This window comes from Providencia sp. PROV061 (genome assembly GCF_011045655.1).
Taxonomy (GTDB): domain Bacteria; phylum Pseudomonadota; class Gammaproteobacteria; order Enterobacterales; family Enterobacteriaceae; genus Providencia; species Providencia hangzhouensis.
The window spans coordinates 953,124-968,974 of record NZ_CP042861.1 but is presented as its reverse complement, the minus strand read 5'-3'; the positions used below and the strand labels follow the sequence as shown (position 1 = coordinate 968,974).

General features: G+C 37.3%; 12 protein-coding genes and 2 pseudogenes. 9 read left to right on the top strand and 5 right to left on the bottom strand.

Annotated features, from left to right (window positions below; genetic code table 11):
• The first annotated feature begins 197 nt into the window (after positions 1-197).
• The 4 genes from FVA72_RS04300 (at position 198) to FVA72_RS04285 (ending at position 3,874) form a co-directional block, all read left to right on the top strand.
• Positions 198-521 (top strand): hypothetical protein, encoded by a 324-nt coding sequence (locus FVA72_RS04300; RefSeq protein ID WP_036958543.1) that lies wholly within the window; start codon positions 198-200, stop codon positions 519-521.
• A gap of 143 nt (positions 522-664) precedes the next feature.
• Positions 665-1,102 (top strand): GNAT family N-acetyltransferase, encoded by a 438-nt coding sequence (locus tag FVA72_RS04295; protein WP_004905264.1) that lies wholly within the window; start codon positions 665-667, stop codon positions 1,100-1,102.
• Between the two features lie 75 nt (positions 1,103-1,177).
• The gene (locus tag FVA72_RS04290) at positions 1,178-1,444 is read left to right on the top strand and encodes a DksA/TraR family C4-type zinc finger protein (protein ID WP_096864748.1); all 267 of its coding nucleotides are present in this window, start codon (positions 1,178-1,180) and stop codon (positions 1,442-1,444) included.
• A gap of 423 nt (positions 1,445-1,867) precedes the next feature.
• The gene (locus tag FVA72_RS04285; RefSeq protein ID WP_094963056.1) at positions 1,868-3,874 is read left to right on the top strand and encodes a BCCT family transporter; all 2,007 of its coding nucleotides are present in this window, start codon (positions 1,868-1,870) and stop codon (positions 3,872-3,874) included.
• A gap of 108 nt (positions 3,875-3,982) precedes the next feature.
• Here FVA72_RS04285 and FVA72_RS21935 read toward each other — a convergent pair.
• A pseudogene (locus tag FVA72_RS21935) lies at positions 3,983-4,075 on the bottom strand (ribonuclease toxin immunity protein CdiI); the annotation flags it as partial.
• Between the two features lie 514 nt (positions 4,076-4,589).
• On the opposite strand from FVA72_RS21935, the gene FVA72_RS04280 reads away from it, so the two are divergent.
• Positions 4,590-5,069 carry an Hcp family type VI secretion system effector gene (locus FVA72_RS04280; RefSeq protein ID WP_110592621.1) on the top strand — a complete coding sequence of 160 codons (480 nt, stop codon included), beginning with the start codon at positions 4,590-4,592 and terminating at the stop codon, positions 5,067-5,069.
• Positions 5,069-6,028 carry a hypothetical protein gene (locus tag FVA72_RS04275; RefSeq protein WP_036958546.1) on the top strand — a complete coding sequence of 320 codons (960 nt, stop codon included), beginning with the start codon at positions 5,069-5,071 and terminating at the stop codon, positions 6,026-6,028. The genes FVA72_RS04280 and FVA72_RS04275 overlap by 1 nt, the downstream gene beginning before the upstream one ends.
• Before the next feature lie 505 nt (positions 6,029-6,533).
• Here FVA72_RS04275 and FVA72_RS04270 read toward each other — a convergent pair.
• A complete protein-coding gene (locus FVA72_RS04270) occupies positions 6,534-6,800 on the bottom strand; it encodes a hypothetical protein (protein ID WP_110592365.1) in 267 nt (88 codons plus the stop codon).
• Between the two features lie 9 nt (positions 6,801-6,809).
• A complete protein-coding gene (locus tag FVA72_RS04265; protein WP_004905277.1) occupies positions 6,810-7,025 on the bottom strand; it encodes a hypothetical protein in 216 nt (71 codons plus the stop codon).
• Between the two features lie 720 nt (positions 7,026-7,745).
• Between FVA72_RS04265 and FVA72_RS04260 the strand changes: the two genes are divergently transcribed.
• The 3 genes and pseudogenes from FVA72_RS04260 to FVA72_RS04250 all read left to right on the top strand — a co-directional run.
• Positions 7,746-8,051, top strand: a complete 306-nt coding sequence (locus FVA72_RS04260) for a hypothetical protein (RefSeq protein ID WP_004905280.1) — start codon at positions 7,746-7,748, stop codon at positions 8,049-8,051.
• A gap of 13 nt (positions 8,052-8,064) precedes the next feature.
• Complete coding sequence (locus FVA72_RS04255) at positions 8,065-8,988, top strand: SEL1-like repeat protein (RefSeq protein ID WP_110592366.1); 924 nt, start codon at positions 8,065-8,067, stop codon at positions 8,986-8,988.
• Between the two features lie 555 nt (positions 8,989-9,543).
• Positions 9,544-9,801: pseudogene (locus tag FVA72_RS04250) on the top strand (choline transporter); the annotation flags it as partial.
• Between the two features lie 537 nt (positions 9,802-10,338).
• On the opposite strand, the gene FVA72_RS04245 reads toward FVA72_RS04250, so the two are convergent.
• Together FVA72_RS04245 and FVA72_RS04240 are read right to left on the bottom strand one after the other, a co-directional pair.
• On the bottom strand, positions 10,339-10,698 hold the full coding sequence (locus FVA72_RS04245; protein ID WP_004905285.1) for a hypothetical protein: 360 nt from the start codon (positions 10,696-10,698) through the stop codon (positions 10,339-10,341).
• Between the two features lie 12 nt (positions 10,699-10,710).
• The gene (locus FVA72_RS04240) at positions 10,711-15,831 is read right to left on the bottom strand and encodes a DUF637 domain-containing protein (RefSeq protein WP_110592368.1); all 5,121 of its coding nucleotides are present in this window, start codon (positions 15,829-15,831) and stop codon (positions 10,711-10,713) included.
• Between the last annotated feature and the right edge of the window lie 20 nt (positions 15,832-15,851).

Here is a 15,851-nt window from a genome sequence, read left to right as displayed (position 1 = left end):
AGCATGGAACAAGAGATGACTTTCCAAAAAAAAGCATTCACTTGAGTTTACAATCAAAAAAAATAACGATTTCAGTTTGTTACCTAATTATTTTATAACTCACTTAATTTCAACTATAGTTAAATATACACATTGGCGATTATGCCAATATTGAGCTTTAATAACATTTTTACCAGCATCGTGCTAAGGATATGTTTATGAATATAAAACTCATCACTTCACTTCTTTTCGCGGGAATTGTTACAGTTATCGTAGGTTGTGATGACTCATCCAAACCAAGTGACACCGTTAAACAAGCTGAAGAAAAAGCCCAGCAATTAAAAGAAGATGGTGAACAAAAAGCTGATGAATTAACGAAAGATGCACAAAATAAAGCTGAAGAGTTAAAACAAAATGCGTCAGAACTGAGCCAAGAAGTTAAAACGGATGCGATTAATAAAGCTGACGAAGTCGCAACCGATATGAAAGAAAAAACGGAATCACTCAAAGCAGAAAATGACGCAGAAACCAATAAAAAATAATTTTCCGCTCAGTTCCCTTCAAGAATGTGGGCTTTAAATGCCTGCATTCTTATTTGGTGCAAAAAGACAACAAAACCCACCTAACTCTTCCGCCATTCCACGATATAATTATGTTTCTTATTCGCTAGCTACCAGGAAAACTAATGCAAATTAAACATAGCATGGGGTACACAAACCCAGAACTCCTTACTGATGCTTTCAACCTGCGCCAACAAGTTTTTACTCAAGAACAGGGGTTTCCCGCTGATATCGATGTCGATGAATATGATGAGTCCGCATTACATGTCGTTTTGTATTTAGATGGGCAGCCAGCTGCGGTATTACGTTGTGTACTACTTGAAGACAATCTTATCAAAGTTGGCCGTGTCGCAGTACAAAAATCACACCGAAGTAAAGGGTTAGGACGTGAATTAATGAAATTTGTAGAGCAATATGGCCGTTCTCATCATTACCATAAAATCGCTCTTTCAGCGCAATATACTGCCATTGATTTTTACCATACTCTGGGGTACCAAACTGAGGGAGAAATGTATGATGAAGAGGGAATGGACCACATTTATATGACATTATCTTTAGAGTAATAATTGCCCTTGAATTAAATTTTCTCGCCTCTATATTGGTATATAGGTCAATATTTAATCAAGCAGAGGTGAATGATGGCAAATGGTTGGGCAAATGAAGATGCTGTTCAAGAACAAATTGATGCCACTCTTGATGATGCGGTAGCGAAAGCTCGTCGCCAATTGCACTCAGGTGAAAGTGCCGAGTTTTGTGAAGAGTGTGGTGAGGCAATTCCTGAGGCTCGCCGTTTAGCATTACTCGGCGTAAAATTCTGTATCAACTGCCAAAATGAATTAGATAAAAAACAATCTACATTTAGTGGCTATAATCGGCGTGGCAGTAAGGATAGCCAATTACGCTAATCACATTTCCACCTCCATTTATCTAAGGTTTTTACTTATCTAGTACTTACTTTCACTCATTTGCGTTAACTTATTGGTAAAACATGTAAATACTGCACTGTTAATTATTAATTTAATGATAATTAACATGATATTTTTATCCTCTATTTAATGTTATTTCCCGATCTTGTTGATCATTCACTCGTATCATGGCAGTATAACCGCCTATTTTTTAACTTATGAAGGTGATAAAGACTCGGGTTTCATCGCTATTTTTGGCAGTTTAGCCTGCCCTCAACACCATATTATTGTTCTTTCTATCTCGTTTCCTTAGGGGAAATTTTTCGCAATTATTCATTGTTTCATTAAGAAGGACAGCTCGCTGCATATTTGTCGATATCGGTATGCCAAAAATAAAATAAAACAAAACAAAAGAAGGTTGTTATGAGTCAAATTGATACTGATTCTAAAAAAATTCGTTCTAAAATTAGTCCCCCTGTATTTTATAGCTCTGCCGTTATTATTTTGGTTATCGTGGGCTTTGCCGCTTTGATGCCAGAAGTCGCAGAATCTCATCTAAGTCATCTTCAGCAAAACTTATTCAATAATGCTAGCTGGTTTTACATTCTAGCCGTCGCTATTATTCTTTTGAGTGTGACTTATCTGGGACTCTCCCGTTATGGGCAAATAAAATTAGGCCCGGACCACGCCCAACCCAATTTTAGCTATGTCTCGTGGTTTGCCATGCTTTTCTCAGCAGGTATGGGAATTGGGCTAATGTTTTTTGGGGTTGCAGAACCCGTAATGCACTATCTCAACCCACCTGTAGGTGAACCGCAAACCGTTGAAGCCGCAAAAGAAGCCATGCGCTTAACGTTCTTCCACTGGGGATTACATGCTTGGGCTATCTATGCCATTGTCGCATTAATTTTAGCGTTTTTTAGCTATCGCCACGGCCTCCCTCTCACATTACGCTCTGCCCTTTACCCCATTATTGGTGAGCGTATTTATGGCCCAATAGGCCATGCAGTTGATGTATTTGCAGTAGTAGGGACGGTATTTGGTGTTGCAACATCTTTAGGCTTCGGTGTACTGCAAGTTAACGCTGGGATGAACCATTTATTTGGTTTACCAGTCAGCGAAACCGTACAAGTGGCTTTGATCATCATTTTTACAGGGCTTGCAACAATTTCCGTTGTTTCAGGACTAGATAAAGGTATCCGTATCTTATCGGAACTCAATCTTGGCCTCGCATTTCTATTGCTCGTATTAATCGTTGCTTTAGGGCCAACTGTGCTTCTTTTAAAATCTTTCGTTGAGAATACAGGTGGCTACCTTTCAGAGATCGTCAATAAAACCTTCAATCTCTATGCCTATGAACCCAAATCAAGTAATTGGTTAGGCGGCTGGACACTACTGTATTGGGGATGGTGGTTATCTTGGTCGCCATTTGTCGGTATGTTTATTGCCCGTATCTCTCGCGGTCGTAGTATTCGTGAATTTGTCATGGGGGTATTATTTGTCCCAGCTGGCTTCACTTTAATGTGGATGACATTCTTCGGTAACACAGCGATTGATTTAATTAAAAATAAAGGCGCAACCTTATTAGCCGAAACTGTTCAGGCAGACGTATCTCTCGCTTTGTTTGAATTCCTTAATTATTTTCCATTCTCTTCGGTTTTATCTTTCTTTGCTATGCTAATGGTCATTGTGTTTTTCGTGACTTCAGCGGATTCAGGAGCAATGGTGGTTGATACTTTAGCTTCAGGCGGCGATTCTAATACCCCTGTTTGGCAACGTATCTTTTGGGCGGGTTTAATGGGTATCGTTGCGATAACAATGTTACTCGCAGGTGGTCTCCAAGCGTTACAAACACTGACAATTGCGAGTGCTCTTCCCTTTGCTGTCGTTTTGCTCGCCTCCATTTATGGCTTGTTCAAAGCCTTAAGAGTCGATGCCTATAAGCGCGATAGCCAACAGTTAGCGACCATTGCACCAACTGCCAGCCGTAACCCTATTCCGTGGCAGCGACGCTTGCGTAACATCGTATATTTCCCTAAACGCGCGCATGTTAAACGCTTTATGGAAGAATCTGTGAAGCCATCAATGGAAATGGTATCTGAAGAACTGGCTAAGCAAGGTACTGTATGCCATATCCATACTGATAAAGATGACCGAATAGGTTTTGAAGTGGATTTAGGCGAAGATATGAACTTTTTATACGAAGTTCGCCTCCGTTACTATATTCAACCGTCATTTGCGTTATCGGGTATGGGGACAGAAAGTGATGATGAAAAGAGCGAGGAGCAACGCTACTATCGCGCTGAAATTCACTTAAAAGAAGGTGGGCAAGACTACGATGTGATGGGCTGGGCAAAAGAGCAGATCATTCACGATATCCTAGACCAATATGAAAAACACATTCATTTCTTACACTTATTAGGTAAGTAGTCCAAAAAAGAAACATTACCTAAAATGTGTCGATAAGAATTCACAGGCGGCTAAAATTATAGCCGCCTGTGTTTATTCGATTATCTATTAATGCAATAGAATCCTATTTTATGACATTTGAATTTTTGATAATAAAGTACTTACGCTAGCTAAGTCTTCAGGATGAACTTTTAAATATTTTTCACAAGCTAATCTGGCATAGTAAAAGCAAGTTTATTCACTGACGACTATTTCATCTTCTTTTTCTGGAGGATAACTTATTGCAAAAAAACACCCTCTTTAAAAATCATATCATCTAAAAATCCATCATACTCACAAGCAAAATTAGCACTCTTATTTTCTCCCCTCATGTAAGTTTTATCCCTCAAATAGACAGACATGACCACGTGTCTTTTTCCTAATTGATTCGGCTACGACCCTCGTTAACTTGGTTGGTTAAATCGTCTATCACCACAAAACAGGTTTATGTTTTTCGACGATTTCAGTGTGTTTTCGCATTCAATCTCAACGTTGCTAAAAACGCGCTGAGGCGGTTTTATGATGCCTAACGGGTGTTTTAGACACTAAGTTCGCCAGTTTACCATAATAGGTCTTATGGAAATTTTAAAATCAAGGTAAACGCAATCTATGCTAAATCATGATATTTAACTTAAGTAATGTATATGGTATTGTGAACTATCTATATTGGTTTTTAATGACAAAGGGAATGCTTAAAATGGCGAATATAATTTATCTTACGCTAAAAGGAAATAAACAAGGTTTAATCTCGAAAGGATGCTCATCGATAGATTCTATCGGGAATAAGTATCAAAAGGGACATGAAAACGAAATTCTTATTAATGAGTTGTCTTCTAATTTATCGATGCATCAAAATGTCAGTTTTCAGCCTATTAGTATTCGTAAGCCAATTGATAAGTCTTCTCCATTACTTTCTCAAGCATTAACATCGAGTGAGATATTAACGTGCGACTTTGCTTTTTATAGAACATCAATGAATGGTGGGTTAGAGCTGTATTATAAAATAAAACTGACAGATGCCTCAATTGTTGACCTAAATTGTTTTTATCCTAATTCTGTTACTCACAATCAAGCCCAACCAGAAGAGTCTGTATCGTTTCGATTTAAATCGGTTACCTGGGAGCATGTTATTGCTGGTACTAGTACATGCAGTATATGGGAAGAAAGGAGCTTTTAATGTTCTCTAGCCCAGAAGAGACCTTTGAATGGTATGCAAATGAATTAAGAAAAATATCTGAGTTATCTGCAAGGTATTTTCTTGACGACCCCTACTGTAAACAAGGTTACAGAAGTGAAATAAATGAAGTTATAAGGTTGATCCGAGCTGATTTTAATATAGCACTGTATAATAATAATGCTAGGCATCAACGAGTAGATAGCACTCGGGATTGGTTTAGAGAGAACATAGGTTCAACGGGGAATTGGCCCGATATATATAAATACACTGAGGAAATTAAACTCGAATATGAATCAGAAAAATTAGCGTATTCCCAATTAAGAAAGGCAAGTAAAGAACTATATAATGCAACTAGGTCTTATTTTGGTGAAGGCTGGCTTTTTTATGGTGACAAGAGCCTTGATATATTAGGTGGTGCAATTCAAACAGCAGTTGGTATTTTTAGTTATAGAATAGGTAAAACAATTGGAAGTCACGGAATGAAAACGTCCGGTGCGATAAGCATGGCCTATGGTGGAGGTCGTGTATATCAAGGTATTTCTGATATTACGTATGAGTTAACTGATGGTGAAATAAACTTTAGACAAGATCCAGTTAAATTTTTAATAGAACAAGGTACTATAGCATTAGGTGGAGATAGCATCACAGCTAAGAAAATTTATTATGATGTTGATTTTGTAAATAATCTTTATATCGGTTTTGGAGCATTTAAAATTATTGATCCAAAGAAAAGAACTGAAATAAGACAATTACCAACAAAAACTTCTAAAGGATTAAGAAAATTAGGTTTTTTTGAACGCTATTTTCCAGATAACGTCGGGTTTAGAATAGAAAGATGGACTAGTGAAAATTATAAAAGAAAATTAGCTATAGGAAATAAGCCAATGTTATTATATTCATTAACAGCATCAGCAATAAAATTGAAATTGATTCTTGAATTACATAGTGACGAAAATTAGTATTTTATAATTTTTTTATTTTCATTAGTGAATTAAAAGTTTAAATTTTATGGATAGATAAAATAAAAAAGGTATTTTACTATTTACTGAGTCTATAAATAAAACCATTAACACAGGGATTAAATATGCGATTGTTAAAGGTATTAGTGATAGAATTAATGGTGCCCCCATAAAAAAAACAAGAGTTAAATAGTTAATAATATAAATCAAATACAATATTTTGGGGATCTTTTTACTTGATACTGATTCTTCAAACCATGAATCAAAATTATCCCCTTTTCCAATGGATGAATGAATTGAACTAAGTTTGATAAAGTCATTTTTATTTAACTTATCTATATTTCTTATTTTCACTATGACCTCTGATACTAATATATAGCTGTTTATCTTAATTGGTGTAAATAGTCTTGTTTTTCATTTTGATAGTGGTGATTTATAATAATCACCATCAAGGTTATAATACTTAATTATATGAAATCACTTGAATTAATTCATACGGTTTACCTTATCTTATCGCAAGGTTATCATCGAAATTGAATCCTTCAGCACAAAATAACGATTGTATACTGTCAATAATGACATTGTTATAATTGATAATAGAAGGTTCTTCCCCATCAATAAAATATTTAAGAGTGATATCTATTTTTTCATCTTTTTCTCTAGAATAACTAATTGAATTAATTAGGATCGCATCATTTTTTGAATTTGAAAGGTCTTTCGTGATTAACCCCTGTTCAGATCCAATTATTCTCATGATTATTTGGTGTTTCATGCGATTTCCTTATGTAGCATTTGGCTTTAGTAAGCCATTTTTTTTCACATAAAGCAATAAAAACATAACGAGTTCCGCACTGACTTTACCATTACTAAACCCAAATGCTGTTTTCTCCATAGAAGGATCATAAGCACCAATCCCAACTGCAAACTTCTCGGCTTGTGATTTAGAATTTAATTTATTAATTTCCTCAACCAATTTGTTAGTCGCAGAGGCATGCAACTGCTCTTTTTCTATGATGGGGGGTTAATTTTGAGATATTAAGCCTAATTTAATATCATGGTCTGAAAGCGTAATGATCTTACCTTTTGATAGTAAGTTAGCCGACTATGTTTATTCAATTGTCTATTAATGCAATAGAATCCTATTTTATGACATTTGCATTTTTGATAATAAAGTACTTACGCTAGCTAAGTCTTCCGAATGAACTTTTAAATATTTTTCACAAGCTAATCTGGCGTAGTAGAAGAAAGTTTTATCCCTCAAATAGACAGACATGACCACGTGTCTTTTTCCTAATTGATTCGGCTACGACCCTCGTTGACTCGGTTGGTTAAATCGTTAATCACCACAAAACAGGTTTATGTTTTTCGACGATTTCAGTGTGTTTTCGCATTCAATCTCAACGTTGCTAAAAACGCGCTGAGGCGGTTTTATGATGTCTAACGGGCTGTTTTATTCTCTAAACTTGCTCGTTTAGCATAATGGGTCTTATGGTAATCAATAAACACAAAGTTAAATGTATTCATTTAATTCTCTTTCATTTATGATTTAAGTTTAACTTAAGGATAAGGTGGGGGATTGTATGCAGTGTGGGGATTTAGAGTGGTTTTACTGCAAAAACGGTGAAATCATGGATGCTAATGAAGCTATGGAAAAAAGGTTGGCTATTTATCGTCGAATTTTGAAAAACCTTAAAAGCGCACATAATCGCTCCAATGAATGTTTACCCCTAACGGGTTAGATGAATCAATTTATTATCGGTGTGATGGTGATGAACCTTCGGTTAAAACGGCACTCAGTAATCCCTGGGTAAAAGGAACAGAGGATTTTGGCGTAACATCAGTAAAAGGTGTTAAACGAACAATAGATACAGCAGCAGAACTTGGTGTAATCCCTCCGACTCTACGAGGGATGGATTTTATTCTAAAATCTCGGGTATCTCGAAATCCTCGTGTCATGCAAGAAAATGTTGAGGTTATCTATTTACTGCGGTTTGTTTATGACCCCTATGAAAACTTTTCTTAGGTGAATTTTGATTATGTTAAACAATAAAATTACAATAGTCACTGTATTCCTACTCTTATGCAATCCCGTATTGTCTTATTCTGAACCTGCGATTAAATGTATTCCTGAAGAGAATAATTTTCTTGCGTGTGAGGCTTTAGCAAAACAAGGGGATGATGAGGCTTTATTAATCGTCGGGCGTTTTTATGAAACGGGCACTGGTGTCGCAAAAAACCTCGAAAAGGCAAAAGAAATTTATCAGAGACTGTCGGATAAGAATGATGCAAACGGGATGAATCGTTTGGCAATGCTAACAGAAGACCAAGGGAGAAAAGATGAGGCCATTTTACTTTATCAAAAAGCCGCTGAACTTGGGTCATCCTCCGCGGACTACAATTTAGGTATATTATATAAATACGAAAATAACTACATCAAAGCTAAAGAAATGTTTGAAATAGCAATTAAAAAGCATAAATCAAGCAGCGCCATGATGAGTTTAGGTGATTTATATAGAGATGGTCGAGGTGGAGAGAAAAACACTAAGTTGGCTGAAAAATGGTATAAAGAATCGATTAAATTCGGTAATGATTTTGCGATTACTCGATTAGGTGATTTGTACAGTGACTTAGAAAATTATGATGAGGCAATAAAATGCTATGAAATAGGCATTGCAAACGGAGATCCCGCGGCAATGAATTCAATGGGGTTGCTTTATCAGCATGGCTTTGGTGTTCAAATCGATATCAATAAAGCAGTAAAGCTCTATCAAGATGCTTCAAATAAAGAAGGGCTTGGCGGGTTAATTAATTTGGGCTTAATGTATGAGGAGGGACTAGGTGTTCCTCAAAGTTATGAGAAGGCGATCAACTTATACAAGAGAGCTTATCAACTAGGTTACACCGATATTCAATCACGGATTGACTACTTAGATAAAAAAATGCATAAAAAAAGCAATTAATACATAGTGTTAACATAAAGGAGCTTAAGCGATCAAACGCTGTAATAGCAAAATTGTAATGTCCGCTCTGGGCTAAGTTAAGGTGTCCGTCACGTAAGCTAACTATTAAGGGGGGCACATGACTGCTTATAGAGCGGAATTTTTTACATTGGAAGATGTGAAACGGCTAAATGTGATTCAAGATGTGATAGACCAACGCCTGCCGACCAAAATGGCTGCATAACGATTAAGTATATCCGCACGCCAGTGCCAGCAACAATGCCACAATGCGAAATATGACGAAAACAAATTGGTATTCAAAATAATTCGAGCTCTAGCACGGCGGCAATTGAGGATAGTTTAGTATCACGACCTGAAAGCGCTATGACCTTGTCTGTGGATTTAAGGTTGGCCGACTGCAAGTCAATATCACGAGCGGCATTTAACGTGATATTGCCATTTGCGATGAATTTAAAACACAACTTGAGCTTCGCATTATTGCCGTTGTTGCTAATTGAGATATAGAAACCGACTGCTCTGTTATTTAAATCATGTGGGAAGGACTGGTAATTTAGCTTTGAAGTCGATTTAGGCAAAGATATAAACTTTTTCTATGAATTTCTCCCCTGTTACTACATTCAACCAGCCTTTGCTTTAGCAGGTATGGGGACAGAAAGTGATGATGAAAAGAGCGAGGAGCAACGCTACTATCGTGCTGAGATTCACTTAAAAGAAGGTCGGCAAGACTACGGCTGGGCAAAAGAGCAGATCATTCACGATATCCTAGACCAATATGAAAAACATATTCATTTCTTGCACTTACTGGGTAAGTAGTCCCAAAAAAGAAACATTACCTAAAATGTGTCGATAAGAATTCACGGGCGGCTAAAATTATAGCCGCCCGTGTTTATTCAATTGTCTATTAATGCAATAGAATCCTATTTTATGACATTTGCATTTTTGATAATAAATTACTTACGCTAGCTAAGTCTGGTAAGATTTTAGCGATCGTATCTTCACATAATATTTCTTGAGTATTACCCTCTCCTTGTAAATACCATTTCATTCCAATCTCTGAGGTTGATATTATTTTTATAGACGAATTTCGACTAAAGTAATTAATAGTAAAATCAGTTAATCGTTTTGCTAAATATCTACCACTCACAAGAAGAAGTTGATTTTCGGGGTCTGCTCCCCATTATAGGTTCCACACCGGAACCCATCATGGATACAAGGAGTTAAAATTCATTAAAAACAATATATTAGACTTATTTTTAACTAGTTAAGTTCACTGTACCACTACACTCTCCATATAATATTTAGGATATTTAAATTAACGCCACAATGAATGAATAACTATTAAATTTTACGCTAATTCGTTTCTTGATTAACTATAGAATTATTTTGTGGACCTGACCAAGTTAGTTGATCTTTTAACTCATCAGGTACTAAAATAAATAACATTTTAATATATTCTATATTTTTTGAGTAAAGCACACTGATTTTCGGAGTGCAATTTTCATAATAGTATTTAGCTTGGTAGTTTAAAAATGATATATCACTACTAGTGAACTCATTCGTTAGAATTTTATTTGGTAAGTTATGTATTAGCTCAGATTCATAATAACATGATAAATCCTTAGATTTTATTTTTTTATCCTGAGATTGAATATTTCTTATGTATGGAAGGATCCAAAATAACATGTCTACATATATTTCATTTTTTGTCATGATATTACCCTATTAGTTTCTAGATGGTAATGGTTTTGCTCCAGCAGGAGCAGATTCAACTACAGTCCATCTACCATTTTCAATCAATTTATTAATATACTGCGAGTCACCTGTTTTAACATATATTTCTTTAGCTGCTACCATTCTATGATTGCCTTCTGATATATAATGAATACCTTTTTTATCGACGTATCCAGCAATAATACCTTCTGGTGCAGTGAATCTATAGTTATTGCTGAGCATATCTATTTTCATTTGATCTATTTGACTAGGATTTTTAAGGCCCGTTTGTGTACTTTTTATCATTAATGTTATTTCATCAGAGCCTAGTTTTGACACTGTAAATACACTCTTTTGTATAAGTTGTTTTCCTATCCAACCTAATGAAATAACTGAGGCTTGTACTTCAGGATCTGATATTAATACTGCTGCTTTTGTCCAACCCGGTGTTTTTGCGTTTATTTTATTTAAGTCTTGTGAGTTCCAATACATTAAGTATTGTTTTGCTAGGTCATTTTGCATGACATCAAAACCTAGATAACTAGCCCAGTAAGGCCTTTTAGCTAAATCAAATGCATTTGATATTCTCGTTTTAGTGATATCTTGTGTAACTAATGGGTTATTAGTTATTTCTAAATCTAAATTGCCACTGTTTATTAAGCTGAATATAGCATATTTTTTTATTTGTGTAGCTTCGCAGTTTGTATTACCAGCACACTTTTGCATTTCATTATCAAAATCCATTGCAAGTTCATGAAGTAAGTGATTAAACCTGAAGGTACTTTCTCCCGAGTCCGCACCACTGTAGACCCCTCCTGCGTTACCAGTGAATATTGCACCCGCAAATCCCCCTAACACGCGGGATAATTGAGCGTATTTCTCAGAATCTTTTTGCCATTCTTTTTCATTAATTAAATTGTTGTTTAGTGTGACCCCTGCTAACTGAACAGCAAGACTACCCACTATAGCTCCTTTTGCATTTCCGCCTGCAATTTCAGCGCTAATCCCTGAAACTACAGAGTGACCTAAAAGCTTGCCTGAATGACCTAAGATGTCCCCTTTATCTCCGATTAGCTTTGCACCTTCCGCATTCACCTGATTACCAATATTACTGAGTAAGGCACTCTTAAAGTTATCGGTAAAGCTGCCACCTTGGATCGTGGTATTCACGGTTGAACTAATCACAGATTGCGCGGCAACACGCTGAGCAACCTTATTCCAATCCCCATTACTTAATAAAGGTAACTTAGCATTCCCCGGATTCCCTTTTGTCCATCCCATTTTGACATCTAAACCATTAAGCGCCCCGGAGATCACCATTTGAGCAACAATAGATTTAACTGTTTCGCTTTTACCTAGTGAATTAAGCGCTTTCGATAGGTTTCCTTGGTTTTCAGCCAGTGCGATCGCTGCTTGTGTTGAAAGAGCTGTCATACCAGAGTAAGCCGCGCCTGATATCACTGCAGCACTCGTACCACTGCTACCGGATGCTGCCCAAGCCGCAAATTTAGTTGCTGTACCTGACGTCATCGCTGCAACGGTTATCATAATCAACGCAGCAGCAACCGGGTTTAAACTCTGGCTTTTATAATCCCAACTGTCATAGGCGTCTTTAACTAAGTTCCACTGAACATCTTCACGGTCTTTTAAGCCTGCAAGCCACTGTGTACCTTCTGTTTTACCAAGAGCCTCTAAGGCATTTTCTAAGCTCTGACCATTTTTCGATTTAACATCCGCAGTGATCCCTTTATTCGCATCAACTGTTAGTTTTCCACCAATATGCAATGCAGGTAAAACCCATTTATCTGAGGTATAGCCTTTATTACGTTGGGTGATATAAAAACCATTAGAATTTGTAATCACCTGTTCAAATTGCGAGTTTTTGACCGCTTTAAAATTGACCTTGCCCGTTTGGCTGGTGATTTTGGCATTCTTGCCCGCATTAATTTTGGTCGCTTCTAATGTGACATCATCCTTGGCATACAGATTAATATCGCCACCAGCAGTAAACTCAGTGACTTTATTGGTTTTATCACTGCGTGTTTTTCTCACTTCCTTTTTCGTAATACAAAGCGTCCATCTATTGCATTTCTTTTTATACTCTTCGAAGTAACTGCTTTCTTCCATGGCTTGGGCGTAGAGATAGCCGCCTTTTGCTGCAATATCCATCGCGCCTTTGGCAACGAGACGTGAGGCTTGGAAAAGAATGCTCCCCTCTGACAAAATGGTCAGGGTTTTACCACTGTTAATTTCAGTGCCAATTTGGCGATATAACTCTTCAAATTTTTTCCCTGACTGTTTTCGATAGTTCGTTTTAACTGACTCTAAGCGTACATTTCCCCCACTTGAGAGTGTGATGTCACTTAGGGATTTGATTGTGCTACCTTGTGCAGTGAGTGCGCCATTGGAGGCCAGAGTGACGCCTTTATCTCCGGAAAGTGTCGAGGTCACATAACGCACATCTTGGTTATCTTCACTGGGGTTGGGAATGGCAGAGTAAGCGGTAGCCGTTAATTTAATATCACGACCTGAAAGCGCTATGACCTTGTCTGTGGATTGAAGGTTAGCCGACTGCAAGTCAATATCACGAGCGGCATTTAACGTGATATTGCCATTCGCGATGAGCTGAGAACGCAACTCTGGATAGCGATTGGTTTTAAATACATTATCGACATCTTTTATGGCTTTTGAGCCTAATAAAATATCTTGGCCTGCATTGAACGTCAGTAATTTACCACTGTTGAAAGCAATGCCACGCGCTTCAATATTTTTACCGGCGGTGAGGTTTATTTCCCCTGAACTTGTCCAATTTCCTGTTTTTGTGAGTAACGCATTAATATTGGTGACAGGCTCTGAAACCGCGAGTTTCATTAAATTGCGTTCATCGCGACGAACAACAATATTGTCATTGGCACTGAGGGTAAGTTTATTCGTTTTGGCTAACTGCGCATTATCAAAAGTGATGTTTTTACCGGCTTGGATATGTAACGAGTTTGCGGCGTTGATAACCGGAGGAGATAAGACATTATCCTTAAAAGCAGAGACAGGATTTAAGCTATATTGAAGATTGCCATTTTTCGCAATCAAGGTACTGTCTTTAGCTGTTAAATTGACTTGTTTAAGGTTAAGGTCGTTGTTGGCAATTAGGCTTTGTGATTGTTTTGCAACGAGCTGTGCATGATTAATATTAATGTTTTGACCTGCAATGATAGACAGATCGTTTTCAGACTGTAAGTTGGTAGAAATATTTATATTATTAGAATTTAAGACAATATTTTTTGCAGTAATGGAAAAAGATGGATTACCTACTTGTACTATTTTTGCTATGGTCTTTTCAGTATTAGGAAGTTTACTTTCTAGATTAATGGCGTTTTTAAAATCAAGAACAACATTATTTCCAGCAGATATCGTTTTATAATTTAAGGCTTCGGGAGCCCAAGAATAAAGTTTATCGATTAATTTAAAATCTACCGGCTCACTAACATAAAAAATATCATAAGTTCCATCATCATCGCTTTCATCTGCAAATTTCCCTAAATCTTTATAAGAGGTATCGTATTTATACCAATGGTCTAATTTACCTGAATTAAACACGGAAATAGATGCATTTTGTCCCGTCAATATCACATTATTTTTTGCAGTGATTTGTCCAAAATCACTCACTAAATCATTTGCATTAATATAGGCGTTTTTCCCTGATGCTATAACGCCAATCCCCCCTTGATTTAGATATTGTTTCCGCTCAACATTAATGCTGTCACTGTTGATTAAATCAATTTTTCCGAACCATTTTTTATAGGAGAAGCTCTCTAATCGAGGATAGAGTGAAATAATCGAGACAACACCTTGCCTTTTTCCAAAGTAAGATGAGACAAAATCTTCACTATAGTTAGTTGTTGCATTGATATTAGAAGTTTTTATGGGAGATGCATTCGCCGTATTTGTCAGTTTCTTCGTCCGAACCACCAAATCCCCCGTATTGGTCTTTATCGTTCCTGATTTATTCTCAATCAGGGTACTCAAATCCCCTTTGGCATTTTTTTGCATCCACAGATTATCTTGTGCTTGAATAAGCGCACTATTGCCCGTATTGCTTATTGAATCAGCAAAGACACGCATATCTTTGCCTGCGGTAACTTGACCATTGTTGATAAGAGTATTGGTGGCCAATGTGATGTCTTTGGCGGCATTCACGTTGACATTAGCGTTAATGTGCAGGTTTTTGGTGCTGATATTGATGTCTTTTTTCCCTTGAATATTGCCTGCAAGGGTAATTTTGCCATCGACGGTTAACGTCAGGTCATGTTGGTTGGCTTGCACATTGCTGAGGTTAATCCCAACCCCTGATTCCGTACTGACCAATTTCACTTGATTGGCATACATTCCACCCAGTGCTTTGGTATCTACCGAAATACTGGGTTTTGCTCCTTCACCCGCAATCGGTGTCACGGTGCCTTTTTGAAAGTCAACACGGTTGGTGCCTTGCATCAGGGTCAGGTTCTTGGCTTTGATTTGCCCATTTAGTTCGGTGGCGCGGCTGATAATATCGGCATACGTTTGCACTTCGGTATTCATGCCATTGGCGCCGATAACCACACTGCCTTTTTTCACCTCAACCGCAGACAAAGCCCCCTTGTTATCCAGAATAGGTTTTCCCGTGGTTAAGGTAATCGCAGGGGTATTCACAAAGCTACAGCCATTGCAGGTAATCCCATTCGGGTTAGCAATTAAGACATTCGCCCCTTTGCCTGCTACTTCCAACTTACCTTGTAATTCTGAGCGGCTACTGCCGGTAACTTCGTTGATAATCAGATTAGCGGCATTTCCCTTTAAATTCGTATTGGCTTTGATTTGCCCTGCAATTTGGGAATTCACATTAGTGGTGGCGTTGTTGAGTACCGCACCTTGTTTATCGACATTAAATTGTTGGAATTTATTGTGGGATATTCCTGCCCCATTCGGCGTGGAGATATTAATAATCGGGACGTTATTTTGTTGGCTGATTTGGGTGTTTTTATCTGCCGCCGTCATGGCTGCGCCCCAAGCGGGATGTAAGGGGTAGACTGCGGTTAAGAAAATAATGGTGTAACTTAATATCCGCTTAGAGCGAGAAGGTAATTGTTCATTTAGCATAAATAATCCTTTAAAAACGT

Excerpts from the sequence above, each read along its gene's own strand:
- FVA72_RS04300 (WP_036958543.1), top strand. The coding sequence starts at position 198 with ATGAATATAAAACTCATCACTTCACTTCTTTTCGCGGGAATTGTTACA.
- FVA72_RS04295 (WP_004905264.1), top strand. The coding sequence starts at position 665 with ATGCAAATTAAACATAGCATGGGGTACACAAACCCAGAACTCCTTACT.
- FVA72_RS04290 (WP_096864748.1), top strand. The coding sequence starts at position 1,178 with ATGGCAAATGGTTGGGCAAATGAAGATGCTGTTCAAGAACAAATTGAT.
- FVA72_RS04285 (WP_094963056.1), top strand. The coding sequence starts at position 1,868 with ATGAGTCAAATTGATACTGATTCTAAAAAAATTCGTTCTAAAATTAGT.
- FVA72_RS04280 (WP_110592621.1), top strand. The coding sequence starts at position 4,590 with ATGGCGAATATAATTTATCTTACGCTAAAAGGAAATAAACAAGGTTTA.
- FVA72_RS04275 (WP_036958546.1), top strand. The coding sequence starts at position 5,069 with ATGTTCTCTAGCCCAGAAGAGACCTTTGAATGGTATGCAAATGAATTA.
- FVA72_RS04270 (WP_110592365.1), bottom strand. The coding sequence starts at position 6,800 with ATGAAACACCAAATAATCATGAGAATAATTGGATCTGAACAGGGGTTA.
- FVA72_RS04260 (WP_004905280.1), top strand. The coding sequence starts at position 7,746 with ATGTTTACCCCTAACGGGTTAGATGAATCAATTTATTATCGGTGTGAT.
- FVA72_RS04255 (WP_110592366.1), top strand. The coding sequence starts at position 8,065 with ATGTTAAACAATAAAATTACAATAGTCACTGTATTCCTACTCTTATGC.
- FVA72_RS04245 (WP_004905285.1), bottom strand. The coding sequence starts at position 10,698 with ATGACAAAAAATGAAATATATGTAGACATGTTATTTTGGATCCTTCCA.
- FVA72_RS04240 (WP_110592368.1), bottom strand. The coding sequence starts at position 15,831 with ATGCTAAATGAACAATTACCTTCTCGCTCTAAGCGGATATTAAGTTAC.